General features: G+C 65.6%; 21 protein-coding genes. 17 read left to right on the forward strand and 4 right to left on the reverse strand.

Annotated features, from left to right (window positions below; genetic code table 11):
- Window positions 1-141 precede the first annotated feature (141 nt).
- The 3 genes from BLT19_RS06820 to BLT19_RS06830 all read left to right on the forward strand — a co-directional run bounded on the left by BLT19_RS06820 (window position 142) and on the right by BLT19_RS06830 (window position 5542).
- A complete protein-coding gene (locus BLT19_RS06820; protein ID WP_197673035.1) occupies window positions 142-2196 on the forward strand; it encodes a hydantoinase/oxoprolinase family protein in 2055 nt (684 codons plus the stop codon).
- 2 nt (window positions 2197-2198) lie between these two features.
- Complete coding sequence (locus BLT19_RS06825; protein WP_091488025.1) at window positions 2199-4175, forward strand: hydantoinase B/oxoprolinase family protein; 1977 nt, start codon at window positions 2199-2201, stop codon at window positions 4173-4175.
- A gap of 134 nt (window positions 4176-4309) precedes the next feature.
- Complete coding sequence (locus BLT19_RS06830; protein ID WP_157681789.1) at window positions 4310-5542, forward strand: ABC transporter substrate-binding protein; 1233 nt, start codon at window positions 4310-4312, stop codon at window positions 5540-5542.
- Between the two features lie 90 nt (window positions 5543-5632).
- Here BLT19_RS06830 and BLT19_RS06835 read toward each other — a convergent pair whose 3' ends face one another.
- The 3 genes from BLT19_RS06835 to BLT19_RS06845 form a co-directional block, all read right to left on the reverse strand.
- A complete protein-coding gene (locus tag BLT19_RS06835; RefSeq protein ID WP_157681790.1) occupies window positions 5633-6466 on the reverse strand; it encodes an SDR family NAD(P)-dependent oxidoreductase in 834 nt (277 codons plus the stop codon).
- A 10-nt stretch (window positions 6467-6476) separates the two neighbouring features.
- Window positions 6477-7235 (reverse strand): aspartate/glutamate racemase family protein, encoded by a 759-nt coding sequence (locus tag BLT19_RS06840; protein WP_091488031.1) that lies wholly within the window; start codon window positions 7233-7235, stop codon window positions 6477-6479.
- Window positions 7236-7458: 223 nt separating this feature from the next.
- The gene (locus BLT19_RS06845) at window positions 7459-8700 is read right to left on the reverse strand and encodes an ABC transporter substrate-binding protein (protein ID WP_157681791.1); all 1242 of its coding nucleotides are present in this window, start codon (window positions 8698-8700) and stop codon (window positions 7459-7461) included.
- 246 nt (window positions 8701-8946) lie between these two features.
- Between BLT19_RS06845 and BLT19_RS06850 the strand changes: the two genes are divergently transcribed.
- The 6 genes from BLT19_RS06850 to BLT19_RS06875 all read left to right on the forward strand — a co-directional run bounded on the left by BLT19_RS06850 (window position 8947) and on the right by BLT19_RS06875 (window position 14242).
- Window positions 8947-9957 (forward strand): zinc-binding dehydrogenase, encoded by a 1011-nt coding sequence (locus BLT19_RS06850; RefSeq protein ID WP_172825601.1) that lies wholly within the window; start codon window positions 8947-8949, stop codon window positions 9955-9957.
- Between the two features lie 161 nt (window positions 9958-10118).
- Window positions 10119-10970 carry a branched-chain amino acid ABC transporter permease gene (locus BLT19_RS06855; RefSeq protein ID WP_157681792.1) on the forward strand — a complete coding sequence of 284 codons (852 nt, stop codon included), beginning with the start codon at window positions 10119-10121 and terminating at the stop codon, window positions 10968-10970.
- Window positions 10967-12019 (forward strand): branched-chain amino acid ABC transporter permease, encoded by a 1053-nt coding sequence (locus BLT19_RS06860; RefSeq protein ID WP_091488039.1) that lies wholly within the window; start codon window positions 10967-10969, stop codon window positions 12017-12019. Before BLT19_RS06855 ends, BLT19_RS06860 begins: the two co-directional genes overlap by 4 nt.
- Before the next feature lie 23 nt (window positions 12020-12042).
- Window positions 12043-12720, forward strand: coding sequence for an ABC transporter ATP-binding protein (locus tag BLT19_RS06865; protein WP_197673043.1), 678 nt, complete (start codon window positions 12043-12045; stop codon window positions 12718-12720).
- Window positions 12717-13409, forward strand: coding sequence for an ABC transporter ATP-binding protein (locus tag BLT19_RS06870; protein WP_091488044.1), 693 nt, complete (start codon window positions 12717-12719; stop codon window positions 13407-13409). The genes BLT19_RS06865 and BLT19_RS06870 overlap by 4 nt, the downstream gene beginning before the upstream one ends.
- Complete coding sequence (locus BLT19_RS06875) at window positions 13406-14242, forward strand: alpha/beta fold hydrolase (RefSeq protein ID WP_091488046.1); 837 nt, start codon at window positions 13406-13408, stop codon at window positions 14240-14242. Before BLT19_RS06870 ends, BLT19_RS06875 begins: the two co-directional genes overlap by 4 nt.
- Window positions 14243-14260: 18 nt before the next feature.
- Here BLT19_RS06875 and BLT19_RS06880 read toward each other — a convergent pair whose 3' ends face one another.
- A complete protein-coding gene (locus tag BLT19_RS06880; protein WP_197673045.1) occupies window positions 14261-15025 on the reverse strand; it encodes a FadR/GntR family transcriptional regulator in 765 nt (254 codons plus the stop codon).
- 135 nt (window positions 15026-15160) lie between these two features.
- Between BLT19_RS06880 and BLT19_RS06885 the strand changes: the two genes are divergently transcribed.
- The 8 genes from BLT19_RS06885 (at window position 15161) to BLT19_RS06920 (ending at window position 22902) form a co-directional block, all read left to right on the forward strand.
- Window positions 15161-16417 carry a CaiB/BaiF CoA transferase family protein gene (locus tag BLT19_RS06885; RefSeq protein WP_197673047.1) on the forward strand — a complete coding sequence of 419 codons (1257 nt, stop codon included), beginning with the start codon at window positions 15161-15163 and terminating at the stop codon, window positions 16415-16417.
- On the forward strand, window positions 16410-17204 hold the full coding sequence (locus BLT19_RS06890) for an enoyl-CoA hydratase/isomerase family protein (RefSeq protein ID WP_091488051.1): 795 nt from the start codon (window positions 16410-16412) through the stop codon (window positions 17202-17204). The genes BLT19_RS06885 and BLT19_RS06890 overlap by 8 nt, the downstream gene beginning before the upstream one ends.
- Window positions 17201-18454 carry an acyl-CoA dehydrogenase family protein gene (locus BLT19_RS06895; RefSeq protein ID WP_091488053.1) on the forward strand — a complete coding sequence of 418 codons (1254 nt, stop codon included), beginning with the start codon at window positions 17201-17203 and terminating at the stop codon, window positions 18452-18454. The genes BLT19_RS06890 and BLT19_RS06895 overlap by 4 nt, the downstream gene beginning before the upstream one ends.
- Complete coding sequence (locus tag BLT19_RS06900; protein ID WP_091488055.1) at window positions 18451-19206, forward strand: SDR family NAD(P)-dependent oxidoreductase; 756 nt, start codon at window positions 18451-18453, stop codon at window positions 19204-19206. The genes BLT19_RS06895 and BLT19_RS06900 overlap by 4 nt, the downstream gene beginning before the upstream one ends.
- 73 nt (window positions 19207-19279) lie before the next feature.
- Complete coding sequence (locus tag BLT19_RS06905; protein WP_197673049.1) at window positions 19280-20158, forward strand: 3-hydroxyacyl-CoA dehydrogenase family protein; 879 nt, start codon at window positions 19280-19282, stop codon at window positions 20156-20158.
- Between the two features lie 70 nt (window positions 20159-20228).
- A complete protein-coding gene (locus BLT19_RS06910; RefSeq protein WP_091488059.1) occupies window positions 20229-21089 on the forward strand; it encodes a 3-hydroxyacyl-CoA dehydrogenase family protein in 861 nt (286 codons plus the stop codon).
- Window positions 21086-21865, forward strand: coding sequence for an enoyl-CoA hydratase-related protein (locus tag BLT19_RS06915; protein WP_091488062.1), 780 nt, complete (start codon window positions 21086-21088; stop codon window positions 21863-21865). The genes BLT19_RS06910 and BLT19_RS06915 overlap by 4 nt, the downstream gene beginning before the upstream one ends.
- Window positions 21862-22902 carry an acyl-CoA dehydrogenase family protein gene (locus BLT19_RS06920; protein ID WP_091488065.1) on the forward strand — a complete coding sequence of 347 codons (1041 nt, stop codon included), beginning with the start codon at window positions 21862-21864 and terminating at the stop codon, window positions 22900-22902. The genes BLT19_RS06915 and BLT19_RS06920 overlap by 4 nt, the downstream gene beginning before the upstream one ends.
- Window positions 22903-22933: the final 31 nt, after the last annotated feature.

A 22933-nucleotide genomic window follows, 5' to 3' on the forward strand; every position in this document is an offset into this window, starting at 1 on the left:
CGCCCGGTACCCGGTCAACTCCGAAGGGGGATGGTTCATGGTCGTCAAGTGCCAGGAGTGCCTGCATTCGGTCAGCCGAGAGCCGTGGAACCGGCTCGGACCCATCGCGCTCCTGGTCGACACGATCGAGGGGGCGAGCAAATGAGCGCTCGGGCCATGATCGCCGTGGATGTGGGTGGCACGTTCACCGACGTCGTCGCGATCCGCGAAGGGAAGATCGAGACCGCCAAGGTTTCGACCAGCTACACCTCCGTGTGCCAGCCGGTTCTCGACGGCGCGCAGCTGCTCGGCGTCGACGACGCGATCGTGTTCAATCACGCCAGCACGCACGGGCTCAACGCCGTCATTACTCGCCGGCTCCCGAAGGTCGCGTTCCTGACCACCGAAGGCCATCGCGACATGCTCGACATTGGTCGCGTGTGGCGGCCGTCGGAATCGCTGCTCGACCCGAACTGGCGACGCAGCTTCGGCGACGCGGCGCGCCCGCTCGTGCCGCGCTATCTTCGCCGCGGAGTGCGCGAGCGAACGTTGGCCGACGGCACCGCGCTATTCGAACTCGACGAAGGCCAGGCGCGCGCGCAGCTGGAGGTGCTCAAGAAGTGCGACGTCGAGGGAGTGGCGATCTGCCTGCTGAACTCCTACGTCAGCCCGGTGCATGAGATCAGGCTCCGCGAGCTGGTGTACGAGGTACTCGGCGCCGACATCGCCTGCTCGATCTCGTCTGAGGTGTCGCCGCTGGCCAAGGAATACCCGCGCGCATCGACCACGGTTATCGACGCCTTCATGAAAATCATCTATCGCGACTACACGTCCGAGCTGCAGACGGGCCTCACCGATCTCGGCTTCGACGGTGAGCTGAACTTCGCCGACTGCGCGGCGACCCTCGTGCCGGTCGATCGCGCGATGGAGTTCCCCTACCGCATCGTGTTCTCGGGTCCCTCCGCGGGCACGGTCGCGTCGGCCCACTTCGGCGCGATGATCGGTCAAGACCAGCTGCTGTGCGCCGACATCGGCGGAACCTCCTGCGACATCAGCGTCGTGACCGGTGGTCGACCGACCGTGAATACGAGTTTCGAACTCGAGCACGATCTGATCGTCAACGCGCTGGCCAACGACATCACAGCCATCGCGGCCGGCGGCGGCAGCCTCGTCACCATCGGCCCGACCGGCGAACTGCGAGTCGGCCCGACCAGTGCCGGCTCCGACCCCGGACCGGCCTGCTACGGCCGGGGTGGCACGCAGCCGACGACGACCGACATCTGCGTCATGATCGGCATCATCGAACCCGGCGAGTTCGCCGGCGGCGAAGTGCACATCAATCGCGACCTCTCGCGCCAGGCCTTCGAGGGTCTCGACACGGAGTTCTCCCTGGCGCAGCGCGTTCGCTACGCCTACGAGATGGCCGTCAACAACATCTCCGAGGGTCTGTTCAACGTGGCGATCAAGCACGGCGTCGACCCGCGTGACTTCAGCGTCGTGGCGTACGGAGCCGCGGGACCGATGCTGCTGCCGGCGACCATGGACACGCTGCACTGCAAGCAGGTGATCGTGCCCCCGCATCCGGGTCTGTTCTCCGCGCTGGGGCTTCTCTCGGCCGACCAGGTCTTCACGGTCAACCGCAGTTCGTACACGATCCTGTCGGCGGATGCCGCGGAGCACATCAACGCGATCTTCGCCGAGATGGAGGCCGAGATGCTCGCCGGACTCGACGCGAGCGTCGCCGTGACTTTCGAGCGCACATTCGACGGCCACCTCGTGGGTCAGAGCTGGGACACGCCGTTCGTGCCCGTGCCCGATGGCGCTCTCGATGCGGGGAGCATCAGCGAGATGATCGCGGCCTTCCACGACACGTACGAAGAGCGATCGGGAAACCGCTTCGAGCAGGTCGCGGTGGAGGGTGTCACCTTCCGCATCAACGCGATCCTCGACACACCCAAAGTCGAGTACCCGGCGCTCGCCGCGCGCACCGGCGATGCGCTCGCACCGGTCCGGCAGACGACGATCCGCTACCTCGGCGATCTCGCTGTGAACGATGGGGAGCAGATCGCCTCTGTCTACGACCGCGACGACCTGCGCGCCGGAGACGTCATCGAGGGTCCGGCGATCATCTCCGAGAGACTGTCGACGACGTTCATCAGCAGCGGCCAGGTCGCATCGGTGGGCCCGTTCGGCGAACTCATCATCACGAAGGAGTGAGCATGACCGACACATTGATTCGCGACGATGCGACGTCGTCGTCCGCCCCGACGATTCGAGAGCTGACCGACCGGCAGTTCACCGAGCGGTACGGCTGCGACCGCTTCACGGCGTCGATCATCGTCCATCGCCTCCACTACGTCGTGGAGCACATGTCCACGGGGTTCCTGCGCGAAGCGTTTTCGCCGATCATCCGCGACTGGTACGACTTCGCGTGCACGGTGAGCGGCCCGCCGGAAGACGGCTATCCGATGAGCGTCGTCAGCGATGGGCTGCCGGTATTCAGCGGAACGATGGCGGATGCGGTGCGCAACAGCATCGACGAGTACGGTCCGGAGAACCTTCAGGAGGGCGACGTCCTCATCGCCAACGACCCGTATCGGGTTGGCACGCACGTGAACGATGTGTGCTTCATCCGGCCGATCTTCGTCGACGGTCGCCCGGTCTCGTTCGTGACCCTGCGCGCACACCAGATGGACATCGGCGGCGTTGTGCCCGGCGGCTTCTCGGCGATCAAGAAAGACGTCTACGAGAACGGTCTGGTCATCCCGCCGATGCTGCTCTGGTCGAGGGGCGTTCCCGTTCGCTCGACGTTCAGCCTGATCTTCGACAATTCACGCTTCGGTGAGCTGCTGCTCCCAGACTTCATGAGCATCAATCAACAGCTCAAGCTGGGCGAGTCGCTCATTCGCGAAGATATCGCCCGCTACGGCCTCGGCGCCTACTCCGGCGCGCTGAAATACGCGTGCGACGTGTCGGCCGAGCGCATGGCCGCCGCGATCGCCCAGCTTCCCGACGGCGACTACACCGGCAGCGGACTCATCGACGCCGACGGCCAGGACGACACTCTCGAGTTTCCGGTGCAGGTCACGATCCGAAAGCGCGGCGATCGCATCGAGGCCGACCTCTCGGGCACATCTGAGCAGGCCAGGACGAGCATCAACGCCGGCATCCTCGATGCCAAGGCCGCCATCGGAGTCGCTCTCACGCTCTTGCTCGATTCCAAGACGCCGTTCACTTCGGGAACCTGGCGCAACATCGACATCGTCGCGCCCGAGGGGACTCTGCTCTCCGCCCTGCCGCCCGAAGGCCCGACGATGCTGTTCTGGGAGGCCAGCGCCGCACTCGGCACGGCGGTCTTCGAGGCGCTCAACCCGGTGCTGGGCACGAGGGGTGTTGCCGGCGACTACGGTTCGACGAACAACCACACGGCCTTCGGCCGCACGGCCGACGGCAAGAAGTGGACGCGCGCCGGTCTTTTGGGCGCCGGAAGCGGACCCCGCGGAGGTACCGAGATCGGCGATGGTGACAGCTGCACCACTCTCTTCACGCTCAACACGATGGATCCCGCCGTCGAAGCGATCGAACACGATGCGCCGGTCGTCGTGCTCCGCAAAGACCGCCTGATCGACACCGGTGGGGCGGGCGTGCACCGGGGCGGTGCGGCGGCGATCAAAGACACCCTCTATATGACAGATGCCGAGCACTACAGCAATCCCTCTCGCACGAAGATCCCGTCCGGCGTCGGAGCCAACGGCGGGGCAGCAGGACCGAACGGCGCCGTCTGGATCTTCCCGCCCGAAGAGTCCGCCGCCGGAGCGCGCGGCCGACGGACGGGCCTGGTCGATCTGGGCGGAGATGTGTATCGCGCGACAACACCGGTCGCCGGGGTTCTCGATCCCGAGTCGAAGCGGCTCGACCCCGAAGACGGCGTGTATTTCTACCGCGCGAGTCAGCCCATCTGGCACACGCGCGCGGGCGCGGTCTTCCGCTACCTGACCAACGGCGGAGGTGGCTGGGGCGATCCGGCACTGCGCGATCCCGAGGCGGTCCTGAAAGACGTACGCGACGAATACGTGAGTGTCGAGGCCGCCGCAGCGACCTACGGTGTGGTCGTCATCGGTGATCCGGCGACGGATCCGGAGGGCCTCTCCATCGATCAGGCCGCCACCGCGGCGCTGCGGTCCGCCACGACGTAGTGTCCCGCTAGATTCGTTTGCGTAAAAGTCAGACATACATCCATCCAGGTATCTGTAAGTCTGATAACGTCCAGATGTTCGCGGTCGTACCTGACGTCCCGACCACACGATGTTTTTTCAGCGAAGGAGCTGCAATGAAGAATCGATTGGCTACGGCGGCGATTTCCGTGATCGCTATCTGCGTTGTTCTCGCCGGCTGTGCCGGCTCGGCCGGTGATGACGAGAACCCCGACGCGGGCGGCTCCGACAGCCAGGGCACCATCAAGGTCGCGAACATCATGACCTCGTCTGGAGCACTGGCAGCCAACGCGGATACCGTTCGGCAGACCTGGCAGTACGCGATCGACGAGGTCAACGAGGCAGGCGGCGCAGGCGGCTACGACTTCGAGTTCGTGGAGATGGACACCGACGCCAGTCCGGCAGCCAGCGTGCGCGCGGCCACACAGGCTGTGACGCAGGAGGGCGCATCGATCCTCGTCTCCTTCCAGACGTCGCCCGAGAATGCGGCGGTTAACCCGCAGCTCGCCGCGCTCAACGCGCTCTCCATCAACACGGTGGCGCAAGACGATGGTTTGCGCGGCGCATCGTGCTCGCCGAACGCGTTCAACATCGTGCAGTCCAACTCGATGCTGTTCAACACGTTGGCCGGCCAGATCGACGACTTCGACGGTGAGAAGTGGGCCATCATGTCGGTCGACTACAGCGTCGGCCATGGCGGCGCCGACGCGTTCGCGGCGGCGGCGGAGGAGAGCGGCAAAGAGATCGTGTCGCAGCAGTTCGCGCCGCTTAACACCACCGACTACGGCTCGTACATCACCGAGATTCAGCGCAGCGGCGCCGACGCCCTCCTGCTGATCATGTACGGCCCCGATGCCGAGGCGTTCGTGAACCAAGCGGAGCAGTACGACCTTGCGTCGCAGATCGACACCACGCTCACGCTGAACGTGATCACCGACCAGTCCTTCGAAAGCCTCGGCGACAAGGTGCTCGGTGACTACCTCATCAAGCAGTACGACGCGGCGGCCGATAATGAACTCAACCAGAGTTTCGTCGACGGTTATACCGAGTCATTCGGGACTCCCCCGAACGACTACGCGGGCAACGCCTACATCGGTGCTCAAGCCCTCTTCGCCGCAGTTGCAGAAGCGGAGAGCGACGATCCCGAAGCAATCCGCTCCGCGCTGTCGGGAATGACGTTCGACAGCATCGCCGGCTCGGTTGAAATCCGTGCTGACGACCACCAGGCGCTCACGCCGACCTACCTCGCCCAGGTGGTGGAGGGCGATGATGGCCTTGCGTTCGAGGTTCTCTCCACCATTCCCGGCGAGGAATCGGCGCCCGAGCCGAGCTCCGAGTGCACTCTTTAACCGATCGCCGGCACTGAGTGAGCCGCTTCGCGAATTTCGATTCGCGAAGCGGCTCTCTCGTGCGGGGTCGTCGATCTGCGTGCGACCTCGTCAGCGACCGGGGAGAACCGCCACGGGGGAGGTGGAGAGCAGACCCCCGTCGACGGGAATCATCTGCCCGGTCACTTGACGAGCGGCATCCGATACCAGAAAAGCGACCAGATCAGCGACATCCTGCGGACTGACCAGCCTCGCGGTCGGCGTGTGCTGAAGATACGCGTGCTTGAGCGAATCGGGAACGGCGGTTTCATTGCGCTCAGTACTGACGTACGAGGGAGCGACGCTGTTGCAGCGGATGCCCGCGTGACCGTACTGCGTGGCGACCGCGCGCGTGAGTTGAAGCACAGCCGCCTTCGACGCGCCATAGGCGGTCAGTCTGTTCTCGCCGATGAGTGCAGTGATGCTGGCGATATTGACGATGCTTCCTCCGCCGCGGGCGATCATCGACGGCAGAAGCGCCTTGGACATCAGGAACGGGCCACCGAGGTTCGCGTGCAGCGTGGCGGTGAACGTCTCCCACGTGGTATCGAGCAGTGGGCCGTCCACGCGCTGCAGTCCCAGCGCCGCAGCATTATTGACGAGGATATCGACGCCCCCGTACTCTCGCTCCACAGTATCGGCGAGATGCTGGATGCTCGCGGGGTCGGTCGTGTCGGTGCGCGTGAAGATCGACTTCCTGCCGTCGGCGCGAAGTCGCGCTGCGACCGCTTCGGCGCGATCGACGGCGATATCGGCGATCATGACCCGTGCGCCCCGCGCGGCGAGCGTGCGGGCGATGTACTCGCCGACGCCACCGGCACCGCCGGTGACGACGGCGACACGGTCGACGAGAGAGAGTGACGAGAAATCTGGTGGGCGCGCGGAATGTTCCATCGATGCGGACACGCGGGTGTGCTTACTTGCCCTGGGCAACCAGCGCTTGCTCGACATACGTCGTCGCCGCGACGACCGGATTGAGCACCGGTGCGCCGAATTCGGCCGCATCCAGCCCGAGTCCCTCGATCCCCGTGCTCCAGAAGGCGCACGCGAAGTAGAGCGCCGCGGCACCGTCTTCGGCGGTGGCGAGTTTGGCCTGTTCCAGCCCGCTCGTTCGCAGCGCCTCGGTCATCGCGTCGATGGTCAGATCACGCAGCAGCCCGGGATCGGTCGGCGTGTACCTCTCCAGATCTTCGGGAGAGGGATGCTTCGGCACGGGCACGGCACGCAGCGTGTAGTCGCCGTCGCCCAGGCCGTTCTTCCGGGCGGTCCCGTTCCAGAAGTCGAAGTTGCCCTGCGTGGGAATGAGCGGCAAATACGCGTCGGAGAGCCTCCGCGGAAGAATAGTCAGTTTTCCGTAGGTGCGCGATGCGTGAATGACCGACTCCGAGGGCGCCGAGACCGGAATGCCGACGGCCGCGCGGATGTCCTGCAGGAACGGATCGGCACAGCAGCCGATCGCGATGCCGTCGAACCCGTCTGCTTCGGCTTGACGGGCGACTTCGACGGCCCGCCCGGCCATCCCGGCTACGGGCCATGGAAGCGGTGGCGCAACATCGCCCAGGTTTCGCACCTCGAGCTCCGTGTCGGAGCGCACGTGGCGCCCTGCGATCTCGGCTGTCGGCTTGTCCATATAGTCGACTCCCCACGGGCTGAGGACCAGGATTCTCCGCGTCATCGTGTCTCCTTCGAACGACTCGCCGCCGGGGATCTCATCACCACGGCGCGCAAATGCAACGTGGTTAAGAGCATACAGAGCGCGCAGACTCAGCGCTATGGGTAAATGTCAGGCTAATGCCAGTCCACACGGTGACGACATGTGCTGTGCACGACTGAGGGACGGATGCCGCGACATCCGTCCCTCAGTTTTTCCCGGACAGCACGCCGGGATGGGAGATCGACTACATCGAGCAGGCCGGGTCGACCGGGATGTCCAGGTCTTCCGCCGACAGCTCGGTGAGCGTCTGCCAGGCCGGACCGTCGGCTCCCTCGGCGACCTCCGATACGAAGACAGGGGTCAGAAGGCGATGGTCGTCAGCGCGCATGGTCACCTCGCCATTGAGCCCTTCGTAGGTGATCGTCTCGAGAGATGCTTTGACGTCGTCGGGTGCGATGGAGCCGGCATCCTCGATCGCCGCGAAAAGCGCGAGTGCGGCGTTGTAGGCGTCGGCGGGGAAGTAGTAAGGCGCCTCGCCGTACTCCTCCGTGTAGCCCTCGACGAAGGCCTGGTTGAGCTCGCTGTCCCACGTGACGTCATAACCCACGTTGCCGTACCAGCCGCCGACCTTATCGCCGATGGCGGGGAACAGGTTCTCCGTGAGCGACGCGATGGCAATGGTGCTCTCGACGCTGTCGGACAGTCCGTACTGCTCGGCCTGGTTCACGAACGCGACCAGGTCTGCTCCGTAGACCGTCAACGCAAGCGCATCGGCGCCGCTCTCCATGATCTGGGTGATCTGCGAGCCGAAGTCCGTGGTTCCGAGAGGAACGAACTGGTCGGAGACAACCTCTCCGCCGGTCGCATCGATCGCCCTGGTGATCTCCTCCTGCGCGTCGTGGCCGGTGCTGTAGTCGGCGTTCAGCAGTGCCCACTTTTGCCCGGGGATATCGGGTAGGACCTGTGAGATCGCCTCGATGATCACGCCGTTGGACTGGGTGGTGGTGAACCCGTTCGGTGAACAGGCTTCGCCCACGAGGTTGTCGGCGCGGCCGATGTGGTTGATCGCCAGCACTCCGAGGCTGGTTGCCTGCTGGAACACTGCGACATGCTCCGGCGATGTCATAACGCCGGAGATGTACTGCGCGCCATCCTGTGACACGGCTTCGGTCATTGCGCGGATCGTGGTCGGAACGGTTCCATCCGTCTCCTTCACGATCAGCTCCACGGGGTGCCCATCGACACCGCCCGCGGCATTCACTTCATCGACGGCGTACTGCCATCCGTTCGCAGCGTCTTCGCCCAGCTCCGCCAGCGATCCTGTCGATGGCGGAATGATGGCGACCTTTATCGGCTCACCTGTTGCTTCGCCGCTCGCACCGCTCGATGCGCTGGGGGTGCTGTCCCCTTGTGCGCATCCGGACAGCACCAGCGCTGCGCCCACCGCGAGGGTCAGCCCCGCGGTTCTCCATGACTTCACGTTCACGACGTTTCTCCTCGTTCGACGGGAGAGTGCGCATCTATCGCACACCCTTGTGCAGGTGCCTTACGTCAAGCCCCAGCGTGACATAAGCGCAATGTTGATACTGCCTGACATTTAGAAGTTGTGCAATATAAGATCTTTCTCGCATGGCACTTCCACGAATACCCGAGGACCGCACGGCGAGGAGGAGGGCGCATGAGGGGTTACGTTCTCCGCGCCGCCGGTCGCGCCGTATGGAAAGAGACGCCGATGCCTTGCGTCGGCCCGTACGACGCCCTGGTGCGTCCGACAGTCGTCGCGATATGCACCACCGACGTGCACCTCATCGAGACCGCAGCCCGGCCGACCGCGATCGGCAAGGTGATCGGTCACGAGGCCGTCGGCATCGTCACGGCCGTGGGCGAACATGTCCGGGACTTCCGAGCGGGCGACCGTGTCGTTCTTCCCGCCGTCGTTGCCGACTGGCGGCATCCGCGCGCCCAGCGAGGCGAAGCCAAGTACCACCAGACCAATAGTCCCTATCGTTCGGCCGACGATCGGGTCGGGGGTGTCTTCTCGGAGTACGTGCTGGCCATCGACGCAGACATGTGCTTGGCGAAGATTCCCGACCGCGTATCCGACGTGCAGGCCGTAATGGTGAGCGACATGCTCGCGACCGGGTTCTCGGGTGCCGAGCGTCTCGAGATCCAATACGGCGAAACCGCCGTCGTCCTTGGAATCGGACCTGTCGGGCTGATGGGGGTCGCCGCCGCCGCGCTCCGCGGCGCCGGGCGCATCATCGCGGTCGGTTCCCGCCTGCGCACAGTGGAACTTGCAAAGCACTATGGCGCCACAGATGTCGTGGACTATAAGAAGGACGATGTCGTATCGCAGATCCGCGCTCTCACCGGGGGTGAGGCGGCCGACAGCGTGCTCATCGCCAGCGGGGGCGAGGTCAGCGACCAGTTCACTGTCGCGATGGAGCTGGCCAAGCTCGGGGGACATGTCGCCTGCGTGTCGGGATTCTATGGCGAGCAGTCGGTGACTATTCCCCTGAAGTTGTGGAACTGGGGGGTCACCGAGAAATTCGTCACCGGTGTGCTCGCCGGAGCCGGTCGAGACTATCTCGAGCGTCTCCTCGCACTCATCGAGTGCGGACGGATCGACCCGTCGCCGCTGGCGGCGCCGATCCTGCGCGGGTGGGGCGGCGTCGAGGAAGGTCTGGACCTCATGCGCAGGAAGGATCCGGACGTGATCAAACCCATCGTCCTCATCGACTGACACTGAAGGTTTCGCCTGCCCGGACCGCCTCGCGACGCGGCCCGTTATTGCGGATCAGTTACAGTCCGTATATTGTCGGACTTATATCGAGCACGGTCGTGTAGGGGATGCTTCCCTCCACGACACTCGACGAAGACAAGGGACAACGGAGTCATCGAATTGTGATCGCACAACTTCTCAACGGCGTCGCGCTGGGCAGCCTCTTCCTGCTACTCAGCTCCGGACTCGCCCTCATCTACGGCCTCCGGGGAGTCTTCAACTTCGGCCACGGCGCCATGTACATGCTCGGTGCGTACATCGCCTACGCGGTCGCATCGACGACCTCCTTCTGGCTGGCGATGATCATCTCTCCGCTCGTGATCGCGCTACTGGGCGTGATCCTGGAGTTCGCGGCGTTTCGGCCGCTGCGAAAGCGCGACCATCTCGAAGTGGGTCTGCTCACCTTCGGTATCGGGATGATGATCACCCCCATCGTGATCTGGGTGTGGGGAAGCCGGACGCTGGCCGTCGGCGCCCCCGAGATCATCGACGGCACGACGAATCTGTTCGGTGTGGCCTATCCGACGTACCGGCTGTTCATCATCGGCGTCGCCGTCGTGGTCATCGGCGGACTCGTCGTGTGGCTGCAGCGCAGCCGCATCGGCCTCCACATCAGGGCGACCAGCCATGATCACCAGACCGCAGGCATCCTGGGAGTCAACACCGACCGTGTCAGTCTCGTGGTGGTCGCGCTGTCGTTCGCCCTCTGCGGGCTTGCGGGTACTCTCGTGGCACCCCTGCAGTCGGTCAGCCCGGGCATGGGGGCGAGCATCATCGTGACGGTGCTGATCGTCGTCGTGGTCGGCGGGATCGGCAGCCTCGGTGGCGCAGCGATCGCCAGCTACGGGCTCGGCATCATCCAGACCATGGTGTCGGTGTGGGTGCCGGGACTCACGGTGCTGATCCCGTTCATCGTGCTGGTTGTCGTGCTCCTCGTCCGGCCCACCGGCATCGCAGGAAAGAGACTCGCATGACCACCACGACGACGGAGCTGATCAAGCTCCACACCGGCCCCACGCGAGCGGGCATGAGCCGGCCAGTCCTCTTCGGATTGATCGCCGCAGTCGTCGCGCTCGCCGTCGGCCTCGTGCTTCCCCTGGTGATCTCGCAGAACTACTGGATGACCGTGCTCGTCGACGGCGCCACGGTGTCGATCGTCGCCATATCCATCGGGTTCCTGTACCGCCACCTTGGCCTGATCAGTCTCGGGCAGACGGCCTTCTACGGCATGGGCGCCTATGCCATGGCGGTCCTCAACGTGCGGGTCGGCTGGTCGCTGTTTCCCGCCGCGATCGGAGGCATCGCCGCGGGGATCATCCTCGCCGTCTTCATCGGTGTGCTGGTGATGAAAGCCAAGGGAATCGCGTTCCTGATGCTGACGCTCGCCCTCAGCCTGGCCGTCTATTACATCGTCGTCATGGAAGACATGCGACCGATCACCGGCGGTTACGACGGGATCATCCTGGCGTTGTCGATGGACAATTCCGTGCTGTGGATCAGCGAGACAGATCTCCTGAACGATCGCGTGTTCTGGCCGCTGGTGTGGAGCATCCTGGTCATCCTGACGTTCCTGCTCTGGTGGATCGGTCGCACCCGGTTCGGCACGATCCTTCACGGCATCCGCGAGAACGAGGAGCGCATGCGATTCTCCGGCTTCGACACCCTAGCACCGCGCTTCAGCGCCTTTGTGATCGCCGGTACCGTTGCCGCGATCGCTGGGGTGCTGGCCGGGCTCAACGGTGGCCTCGTCACCGATCAGATGCTCAGTTTCCACACCGCCAGCCAGCAACTGGTGGGAACCATCGTCGGCGGGCTGGCGACGGTGCTCGGCCCGATCGTGGGCTCATTCATCTTCACCATCCTTCAGTCGGTGTTCAGCAGTGCGGGAAGCATGGAGTTCTTCATGGGACTCACGCTGGTGATCGTGCTCGCCTTCCTCCGTGGAGGAATCGTGGGCGGAATCGAACAGTTCGTGCGCGCCATGAGAAAGCGGCTCGCAAAGCGCAGAGTCGGGAGCAAGTGATGGCGCTTTTCGAGGCACGAGGCGTGTCGGTGCGATATGGCGCCGTCCGAGCGGTGCAGAACGTCGACATCGACATCGAACCGGGAATCGTGCATGGTGTGATCGGTCCCAACGGCGCGGGCAAGTCGACGCTGATCGATGCCCTCTCGGGGCGGCGGCGGCTTTCGTCGGGCACGGTGACGTTCGAGGGCCGGGACATCAGCGGCCGGAACCCGGGATGGCGTCGCCGCAACGGCATCGCCCGCTCGTTCCAGCGCACGAGTGTCTTCGCATCGATGACCGTTCGCGAGCAGCTCGAGATGGTCGCTCGAAAGACCGGGGAGCATGATCTTGCCGGCATCGTCGCTGCGGTCGAGCTGGAGCCCGTGCTCGACACGGTCTGCAGCGAGGTGGCCTACGGCACACAGAGGTCGATCGACCTCGCTCTGGCGCTCGTCGGCCGACCGAAGATCGTCCTCCTCGATGAACCGTGCGCCGGGTTGGTTCATGAGGAGTCGGTGAGGCTGCTGCAACACGTGCGAACGCTGTGCAATGAGCGCGAGGTAGGCGCACTGCTGGTCGAACACGACGTCGACGGGGTATTCCGCACCTGCGATGTGGTGACCGTTATCAATCTCGGCGAATTGCTCGTCTCCGGCGCGCCCGCCGATGTTCGGAAGGATGACCGCGTGATCGAGGCATACCTGGGGACGGCAGCATGAGCGCCGTGCTGGAGTTCGTAGACGTCGGTGCGTCTTACGCGGGTGCCGTCGTGCTTCAGAATCTGTCGTTCGCGATAGAGGAGGGCGAGACGGTCGGCCTCGTCGGGCGCAACGGTGCGGGCAAGACGACTGCCCTGCTGTCGGTTTACGGCGTGCCTCGGGTGACGGGCCAGATTCTTCTCGACGGCAAGCCCGTCGGACGTCGGCGCTACGACCCGGCCACCCGCGGATTCAGCCTGGTGCCGCAGGGCAAGATGATCTTTCCGAACTTGACCGTCGAGGAGAACATCCTTCTAGGGCGCGCATCGAAGCGTAAGGGCGAGTGGTCGCTCCCGCGGGTTTACGAGTTGTTCCCGAACCTCGCACGCGGTGCGAAGCGCTCCGGCAGTGCGCTCAGCGGCGGTGAGCAGCAGATGCTCGCGATCGCGCGCGCTCTCATGGCCGAGCCGAAACTGCTCATGCTCGACGAGCCGACCGAAGGCCTCGCCCCCGTCATCATCGACGAACTCGTCATCGCGCTCGACACGATCCGCTCCACGGGAACTGCGCTGCTGCTGGTCGAACAGCACATCTCGATGATCCAGAAGCTCGCGAGCAGATTCATCGCGCTGCAGAAGGGCCAGCTGGTCGCTTCGGGGCCGGTCGCCGACCTGAGCGATCGGGCGGTGCAGGAGCTCATCGCGCTGTGATCACGCCGCGGCTCGAGATGCTCGAGGTCGGAGGGGTAAGCATCGGCTGTCGTGTGTGGGATGCCTCCGGCCCCGGTGTTGCGGAAGAGACCTACCTTCTCGTGCACGGCAACGCTGCGCGCAGCGAATGGTGGGACCGCATCGCGCCGTTGCTCGCCCGCCGCGCGCGAGTCGTGGCCGTCGACCTGTCGGGGCACGGTGAGAGCGGATGGCGCGACCACTACACGCTCGAGACCTGGGCCGACGAGCTGCGCGCGGTTGCGCGAGAGCACGGCGCCGGGCGCCGCACGGTGCTGGTCGGACACAGCATGGGTGGACTGGTGGCCTTGACGGCTGCCTGGGCCGATCCCGGTCTCGCGGTCGGGATCATCACACTCGATACGCCCCTTCGCCGATTGACCGTCGAGCAGATCGCCAAGCGGCGGGCGATCGCCACACGGCCGCTCCCTCGATACGAAACGCACGACGCCGCCGTCGCGGCCTTCAAGACGGTTCCACCGCTGCGCTCGGCAGAGGCGGCTGTTGTCGCGCACGTCGCGCAGCGATCGTACCGGCGGGATGGGCCCGACTGGGTGATGCACTGCGATCCGGCCCTGTTTGCGAGAGTCACCGATGTGGATGCCTTTCTGCGGCCTTTCCCGTCGAACACGTTCGCCGTCCGGGCAGAATACGGACTCATCACCGACGGCATGCAGCGGGAGATGTCGGCCTACCTCGGCGGCGACGATCGGGTGATCGACATCCCCGACGTGGGCCACAACTTCATCCTCGAGGCTCCCCGGGCCACGGCCTGGCTTGTGCTGGCGCTGGCCAGTCGAATTCCGGTTCCCTGATGTACAGCCGGGGGTGCGTCAGACGCGCTGAGCTTCTTCGCGCGCCTTGAGGTGCTCGCGGAGATAGGTCAAGTGCTCGGCTATCGCCACTTCGCCGGCCAGGGGGTCGCCCGCGGCGATCGCCTTGACGATCGAGCGGTGCTGGGCGAATGTCTCACGCCCGACGTCGGGAGACAGGTCGAGGTAGGAGACGGGCTCCGACTCGCTGTGCAGCGCGTAGACGAGCGACGCGAGGATCCGGTTTCCCGACATCCGTGCGATCGCGATGTGGAAGCGGGCATCGAGGTCGGCGATCATGGGATCGTCGACGGATCGGGTGCGCTGCTCCTCCATGATGGTGTCGAGCTCTTCGAGATCGTCGTCGGTGCGGTTGATCGCGGCGAGGGCGACGGCCGGAACCTCGAGGTACTGGCGCACCATCGACACCTCTGCGAAGCTCACACTGCCGAGCGAGAGCAGATTGTGCATCGACTCCTGCACGACCTGTCCGAGCGCATGGTGATCGACCGTCTGAACGAAGCTGCCACCTCCGGCGCCGGGGACCTTAAAGATCAAACCCTGCGATTCGAGCGCGGAGAGCGCTTCGCGAATGGTCGGGCGGCTGACGCTGAACTGACGCGCGAGCTCTGTTTCAGCGGGGAGTCGCTCCGTTGCCCTGACCTGACCGCTCAGGATGGCCTTACGCAGCAGTTCCTCCACCTGCTGACGCGGACGAAGAACTTTCTGGCCGATGATTCTCGACTGGCTCGCGCCATTACTGATCGCGTCGTCGATGTCCATCATGCCCGCCTCACTCGTACCCCTCGATGTACTGTAACTGACAATTCACAAAATTCCGGGTTCTTTGCGCGAACATCTGATCCTGGTCTGCACTGCCTTCAGTTGACATCAATGGTAACTGTCAGACAGTATGCTGTTATGCGAGACACACGCGCTGCCGATGGGGGCATGCACCGAGGACCACTGTCGGGACTCCGCGTCGTAGATCTGACCACCTCGTATGCGGGTCCGACCGCGTCGATGTATCTGGCCGATCTCGGCGCCGATGTCATCAAAGTGGAACGCCCCCTCGTCGGCGACGACGCCCGCACGTGGGGCCCTCCCTTCATCGACGGGCAGTCGCCGTGGTTCGCTTCGGCCAACCGCAACAAGCGTTCCCTCGTGCTCGATCTCAGGACTGACGACGGCTTGACCGCTCTGCGCGAACTCATCGCCACCGCAGACGTGTTCATGCAGAACCTGAACCCGACGAAACTGAAACGGCTCGGTGTCGACCCCGGGCGGATGCGCGCCGAGAACCCGCGACTGATCTACTGCGCGATGTCGGGGTTCGGCTTGAGCGGACCGAGCAACATGCTGCCCGGCTACGACCTCGCCGCACAGGCCCGCTCGGGCCTCATGTCGGTGACCGGCTCGATGGGCGGGTCGCCCCAGCGAGTCTCGACGGCGCTCTCCGACATCGTGACCGGAATGTGCGCGGCGCTCGCCATCAGCGCAGCCGTGGTGCGCCAGCGCGGCGAAGGAGCCGGAGAAGTCATCGATGTCTCGCTGCTCGACTCCGACCTCGCCCTCATGGCGCCGAGGATCGCGTCGTACCTGGCCGGTGAGGCCGAGCCGGCGCCTAGCGGCGGCACCGACTCTGTGCTGGCGGTCTATCAGTCCTTCCCGACGGCCGACCGCGACATCATCATCGCGATCGGCAACGACGCGATGTGGGTGCGATTCTGCACCGCGCTGGGCCTCGACGACCTCGCTGTCGACGCCCGGCTCTCGACGAACGCGGGCCGCCGAGAGCACCGGCTACGGATCATCGCGGCGGTGACCGAGCGACTGTCGACCCAGAAATCCGCCACCTGGCTGGCGTGTTTGAACGCGGCCAACGTTCCCGTGTCGTGCGTCCAGTCGCTCTCCGAGGTCGTCGCCGACGAGCAGGTGATCGCGCGAGGCGCGATCCTTCCCGTTCCCGACGCGGAGGGCCTCTTCACGGTGCACAGTCCGTTCCGGTTCGCGTCGATTACTCAGCCGCGCAATGACGGCGTCGCCGCACTGGGCGAGCACACCCGCGAGGTGCTCGAAGAGATCGGGCTCGCCGCAGACCGCGTCGACCGACTCGTTGCGGCCGGAGATCCCGCTGCTGCCGCCCCCGAACCCGCCGCCGCGCCGTCCCATGGGTGAGCTGAGCGTACTGACCGGTCGCGACGGACATGTGGCGACGGTCACGATCGATCGCGTCGATGTGCATAATGCCCTTGACGCTGCAACGCTCGCTGCCATCGAGGGCGCAGTCGCGCAGCTGGCCGACGGCGGAGCCCGTGCCATCGTCATCACCGGCACGGGGACCAGGGCCTTCAGCGCCGGCGCCGACCTGAACGAACTCGCTGGGCTCGACGCCGTCGCGGCGCACGCCGTGCTCGCTGCCGGCCAGCGCACCATGTCAGCGATTGCCGCGAGCCGGGTACCCGTCATCGCTGCCGTGAACGGACTCGCGCTCGGCGGCGGATTTGAACTCGTGCTCTCCTGCACTTTCGCCGTCCTCGCCGACACCGCGAAGCTCGGCCTGCCCGAATCGGGGCTCGGGCTGATGCCCGGCTACGGCGGCACCCAGCGTTTGCCTGCGCTCATCGGCAGGGCCGCCGCAGCGCACGTTATGCTCACGGGAACCCGGCTCGACGCCCGCCGCTGCTACGAACTCGGCCTCACGCCGATGGCTCCGGTTCCGCTCGAGCAACTAATGGACACCGCCATGACCACGGCACACAGCATCGCGGCGAAGGGCCCAAGGGCCCAGTCGGCGATACTCACCGCTCTGAGCGCATCGGCGGTGCGAGACGATGCGCTGTCGCTCGAGTCGGCCCTGGCGGGAGTCATCACCGGAGGCGATGAAGCGCGGGAGGGCATCGCCGCGTTCCGCGAGAAGCGCGATCCTCGGTTCGAATCGATGACGGGGGCGAGTCGGACATGAGCGACCTCGACTTCTCTCTCCCCTTCACGCACGCCCCTGCGATCGACCGCGACCCCGACGCGTACGTTGCCGCTCACGACGCATTCGACGAATCGATCAGCGATGCCCTTCTCACCCCACGGGAGCGAGCTGTTCGCGCCGCCATGCGCCGCGTTGCGGCATCGGACGTCGCGCCCCGCGCTGCGGCGATCGATCGAACGCACGATTTCGCCCACGACAGCTATCAGGCGGTCGCGGCCGCCGGGCTGGTCGGCCTGGTGTTCCCCGAGCACCTGGGCGGCACCGGCGATACTCACGTGGCCTATGCCGTCGCCATGGAGGAGCTCGCCGCGGCGTGTGCGTCGACCAGCCTCATCTATATGACGCAGACTCACGCCGCCTACCCGATCTTGAGCGCGGGAAGCGCAGAGCTCGCCGCACGATACATCCCGCATCTGCTGGACGGCAGTCGCTACGGGTCGATGGCGATCACCGAACCCGATGCCGGGAGCGACGTGTCGAGCATCCGGACCCGAGCGACCCTCGCACCCAACGCGGACGCGTACGTCTTGTCGGGATCGAAGACATTCATCACCACGGGCGACCGCGCCGACGTCATCGTCTGCTTCGTCACCACCGACCCGCGCGCCGGACGAGCCGGTGTCACCGCTTTCGTGGTCGAAGGCGGTCAAGACGGCGTCAGCGCCGGTCAGCCGTTCGCCAAGATGGGCATGCACGGATCGTCAACCGCCGAGATCTTCCTCTCCGAGGTGCGCGTGCCGACAGCCAACCGGCTGGGCGACGAGGGCTCGGGCTGGGCGATCGTCATGGCCTCCGTGACCAAGTCGCGCATCAGCGCGGCAGCTCAGGGAGTGGGCATCGCACGCAACGCCTACGTCCGCGCCCTCATCGCCCTGCACGGAATCCACGGGCCGCGTCTGCCCGCAGACATCGCGTTCGTGCTCGCGGGGTTGCGCGGCGACATACTGCAGGCACGTCTCCTGCTGCTGGCCACCGCCCGCGAGGTCGACGACGCGGAGCATCCGTCCGTCGCCCACATCGGCATCATGAAACAGGTGTGCACTGATGCGGGATGGAACGTAAGCGTGAAGGCGGCCGCACTGCTCGGCGCCTACGGCGACTTCGCGGAGTTGGGCGTCGAACGCGGGCTGCGCGATGCGAAGGTCACGCAGATCTATGACGGGACGAACGAAGTGCAGCGGCTGCTGATCGGCCGCGATACGGAGCGACGCTTAAGGGAGGTCGTATGAACGACGAGCTGACCGGCAAGGTCGCCATCGTCACCGGGGCAGGCCGAGGCCTGGGCCGGATCATCGCGCGCACTCTCAGCGATGCCGGTGCAAATGTGGTCGTGGCATCTCGCACGCCCGCACAGCTGCAGGAGTTCGTCGAAGACGCTGAAGCCCGCGGGCGCAGCGCACTCGCGATGCCCACCGATGTGACCGACGAGGGCGCCGTCGATGACCTCGTCTCGGCGACCGTCCAGCGGTTCGGGCGCGTCGACATCCTCGTAAACAACTCGGGCGTAGTCGATACGAGCCCACTGCTCGAACAGGCACCCGCCGCGTGGGACCGGGTCATCGACACGAACCTGCGTGGTACCTACCTGGTCACCCGGGCGGTGGGCGCGCACCTGGTCGCACAAGGGTCGGGCAAGGTCATCAACATCGCCTCGAACTTCGCGCTCATGGGGGTCGCGAACCATGCGGCGTACTCCGCCTCGAAGGCCGCGGTCATCGCCTTCACCAAGTCGATCGCGGTCGAGTGGGCTCGCGCCGGCGTTCAGGTCAACGCGATCGCGCCCGGCTACTTCGAGACCGACCTGAACGCGGGCATGCGGGCCGACGAAGAGATGACGTCGCGGGTTCTGCGGGCCATTCCGGCGCGGCGCATGGGCTCGCCGATCGAACTGAAGCCGTGGATCCTGCTGCTGGCGGGCACCGCGTCTGACTTCATGACGGGGGAGGTCATCGTCATCGACGGTGGCCAATCGGTGACGTGACGATCGGCACGTCATTCCGAACCTCCCGATGGCACGCCATCACGACACGACAAGCAATGCGAAGGAGCACACTGTGACGGAGTCACTCAGGACCGTGGCGGTCGTAGGCGGGGGCACGATGGGCTCGGGAATCGCCGCAGTCGCCGTTCGCGGGGGCCAGCGAACCGTTCTCTACGACCTCAGTGCCGACCAGGTCGAGCGCGGGCTCGATTTCGTTCGCGGCTTTCTCGCCAAGAGCGTCTCGCTGGGCAAGCTCGCCGCCGACGACGCCGAAGCGGCAGGCAATCGACTGACCGGAACGACCGACCTGGCCGAGCTCGCCGGAGCCGACGTGGTGGTCGAGGCGATCTTCGAAGACCTGACGGCGAAGAAGGACCTCTTCGCACAACTGGATGACATCGTGTCGGAGCGGACGCTCCTCCACACCAACACGTCGACACTCTCCGTCACGGCGATCGCATCGGGTTCGCGGTATCCCGAACGCGTCGTCGGCACCCACTACTGCAATCCCGCCCCGCTGATGAAGCTTGTGGAGCTCGTCCCCGGTCTGCACACGGCATCTTGGGCGCAGGAGGCCACGCTGAGCTACCTCACAGACGTCGGCAAGACCTCGGTCGTGGTCAAAGACCGCCCGGGGTTCATCCTCAACCGGTTCCTCATTCCGTGGGAGAACAGTTGCATCGACGCGCTTGAGAACGGGTTCGGCACGCGAGAGTCGATCGACTCGGCCGTGACCGGGGCGCTCGGCCACCCGATGGGCCCGTTCCGGCTGCTCGACATCGTCGGACTCGATATTCACCACCAGGTCGCCACGCGACTGTATGAACAGTTGAAGGAGCCCCGGTTCGCACCCCCTCCCATGGTCGAGCGCATGATCGCGGCCGGTGATCTGGGGCGCAAGAGCGGCCGCGGCTTCTACTCGTACAACGACACGAAACTCTTCGGCGCGTGATGGGCGAGCGGATGCCGATGAACCCCGGCCTTCTGGAATCTCAACCCACCCGTCTGGGAAAGGACACGAAATGACGCTGTTCGGAAAAGTAGCGGTGCTGGGATTCGGCACGATGGGAGGCGGCATCGCCCAGGTGATCGCCCAGAGCGGGAGAACAGTCGTCGTTCTCGAGACCGACCAGGCGCGCATCGACAACGGCATCGCCGCCGTCGACGCGTTCTTGAGCTCCGGCGTCACGCGCGGCAAGGTCACCGAGGCCGACAAGGAGGCCACTCTCGCGCGGATCACCGGCACGACCCTGCTGAGCGACCTGGCAGACGTCGATCTGGTGGTCGAGGCTGTCACCGAGCGCAAAGACATAAAGTCGGCGCTGCTGGTCGACGTCGCCGCGGTGGTGTCCGTGGATGCGGTCATCGCCACGAACACCTCCGCGCTGTCGGTGTCGGATCTCGCATCTCGCCTGGTCGAACCCGGTCGTGTGGCCGGCCTGCACTTCTTCAACCCCGCTCCGCTGATGCGCGTCGTCGAGGTTGTGCGCGCTCTCCAGACCGCGGAGGATGTCATCGAGCGGCTCGCACAGTTCGTCGGCGAGATCACGAAAGACGCCGTGGTCGTGAAGGATCGGCCGGGGTTCCTCGTCAACAAGCTCTTCATGCCCTACATCAACGACGTCGTCCAGGCGTACGACGACGAGCTCGCGAGCGCCGAAGACATCGACACCGCCATCAAGCTCGGTCTCGGATACAAGATGGGTCCACTCGAACTGCTCGATCTCATCGGGCTCGACGTGCACGAGCACGCCACTCGCAGCGCCTACGATGCGACCCTCGACCCGATCTACGCCCCGCCGCCCCTGCTGCAGACCATGGTGGCCGCGGGCATGCACGGCAACAAGAACGGCAGAGGATTCCGCGTGGGAGTGGACAAATGAGCGATTACGAAGATCTCCTGGTCACGCGTGAGGGCGCCGTGCTCACGATCGCGATCAATCGGACGGATGCCGGGAACAAGCTCCGCGCGAAAACTTGCTACGAAATCGTCGATGCGATCCGCGAGCTCAAGATGGACCCCACGCTGCGCGCGGCGATACTCACCGGCGTCGGCGAGAAGTTCTTCTGCATCGGCGGCGAGCACGATGAGACCGTCACGGTGGATCCCTCCCAGGTCATCCCGATCGTCGATGTTTACCAGGCGATCGACACGGTGCCCAAGCCCGTCATCGCCGCCGTGAACGGCTTCGCCGTTGGCGGCGGAAACGTGCTAGCCAACGTCTGCGATCTGACGATCGCGGCCGACAGCGCCGTATTCCGCCAGGTCGGGCCGATGGTCGGCAGTTTCGACGCCGGCTACGGCACGTGGTACCTCGAAGACTCGATCGGCCGGAAGCGGGCCAAGGAGCTGTGGTACTTGAACGACAAATACAGCGCGCAGGAGGCGCTGGAGATCGGACTCGTGAACAAAGTGGTCCCGCTCGCCGATCTGCGCACCGCCGCGGCGGAGCTGGCGGCCAGGATCGCCACCCGCAGCCCCATTGCGATCGGGGCGCTCAAAGGGGCGTTCTCCGCGCGCCACAACGGCGTGTCGGGCCAGTCGCGGCTCGCTCACGACCAGCACCTCACCCTGTACCTAACGACACAGGAAGCTCACGAGACGAGCGCGGCGTTCACCGAGCGGCGCGACCCCGACCCTGAGAAGTTCTGGAAATGACCTGGTTGAACGCGCCGCTCTCCGACGAGCAGCATGAGGTCATCCACCTGGTCCGCAGCGTAGTCCCGGGGCTGACGGGCCTGGCCGGTGCCGACGGCATCGACGATCCGTCCGCCGTTGCGGCGGCCCGCGAGGCCCTCGCCGAAAGTGGAATCTGGTCCATCGGCATCGACGACGAACTCGGTGGCGGCGGGGCGTCGTTCGATCTGCGCCAGGCGGCCTTCATCGCCCTCGGCGCCACGACACCATCGCTCGCATTGGCTAGTGCGCACGCTCACGTCGCGACGCTCGTGGTGTCGCAGGCATCCGCTCTCGACGGGCTCTGCGCCGAGATCGTCGAGGGCAGCCGACCGGTGTGCATCGTGGAGATCGACGATCCCCACGTGCGCCTCGAGGTCGGCGGCGACCGCGTGCACGGCGTGATCGGGCGCCTCGATCCGGCGGGCACCGACCCGGCGGTCATCGTGCTCGACGGCGACGACGCCGCGTGGGTGCTGGTCCCCGGCTCCATCACGAACTCCGCGGCGGTGCGCCGCACCGGTCTCGCGGGGGCCATGACCATCTCGGCCGTGATCGACGCCTCGGGCGAGAACCTCCACCGCATCGAGGGTGTCGATCTGCCAGGCATCCGCTCGTCTCTCTATGCTGCTGGCTCTGCCATCGCCGCGGGAATCGCGGTCGCCGCCGCCGAGGGCGCACTCGAGTACAGCCGGGAGCGCGTGCAGTTCGGCGCTGCGCTGACGGCACTGCCGACCGTGCGCGCAGCGCTGGTCGAACAGAGCTCTGGAGCAGTCGAGAGCATCGCGCTCGTGCTGACCGCGTCGCCGTCGAGGGCCGATCGCGCCGCGGCAGTGCTGCGCGACAACTGCGAGCGTGCGATCTCGATCGCCGGTGCCGCTCTGCAGTCGCACGGCGGATACGGATATCTCGATGACTACGACGTCGAACGGCTCCTGCGCGATGCGGTATCGCTTCGAGCCGCAACGGGGGCATCGACTGTTCTGCACCGGGTAGCCAACGCCCTGGTGACGAGCTGAAACGCTACATCCGACGGGGAGGTCGACGATG

It is taken from the genome of Microbacterium pygmaeum, from assembly GCF_900100885.1.
Taxonomy (GTDB): Bacteria; Actinomycetota; Actinomycetes; order Actinomycetales; family Microbacteriaceae; genus Microbacterium; species Microbacterium pygmaeum.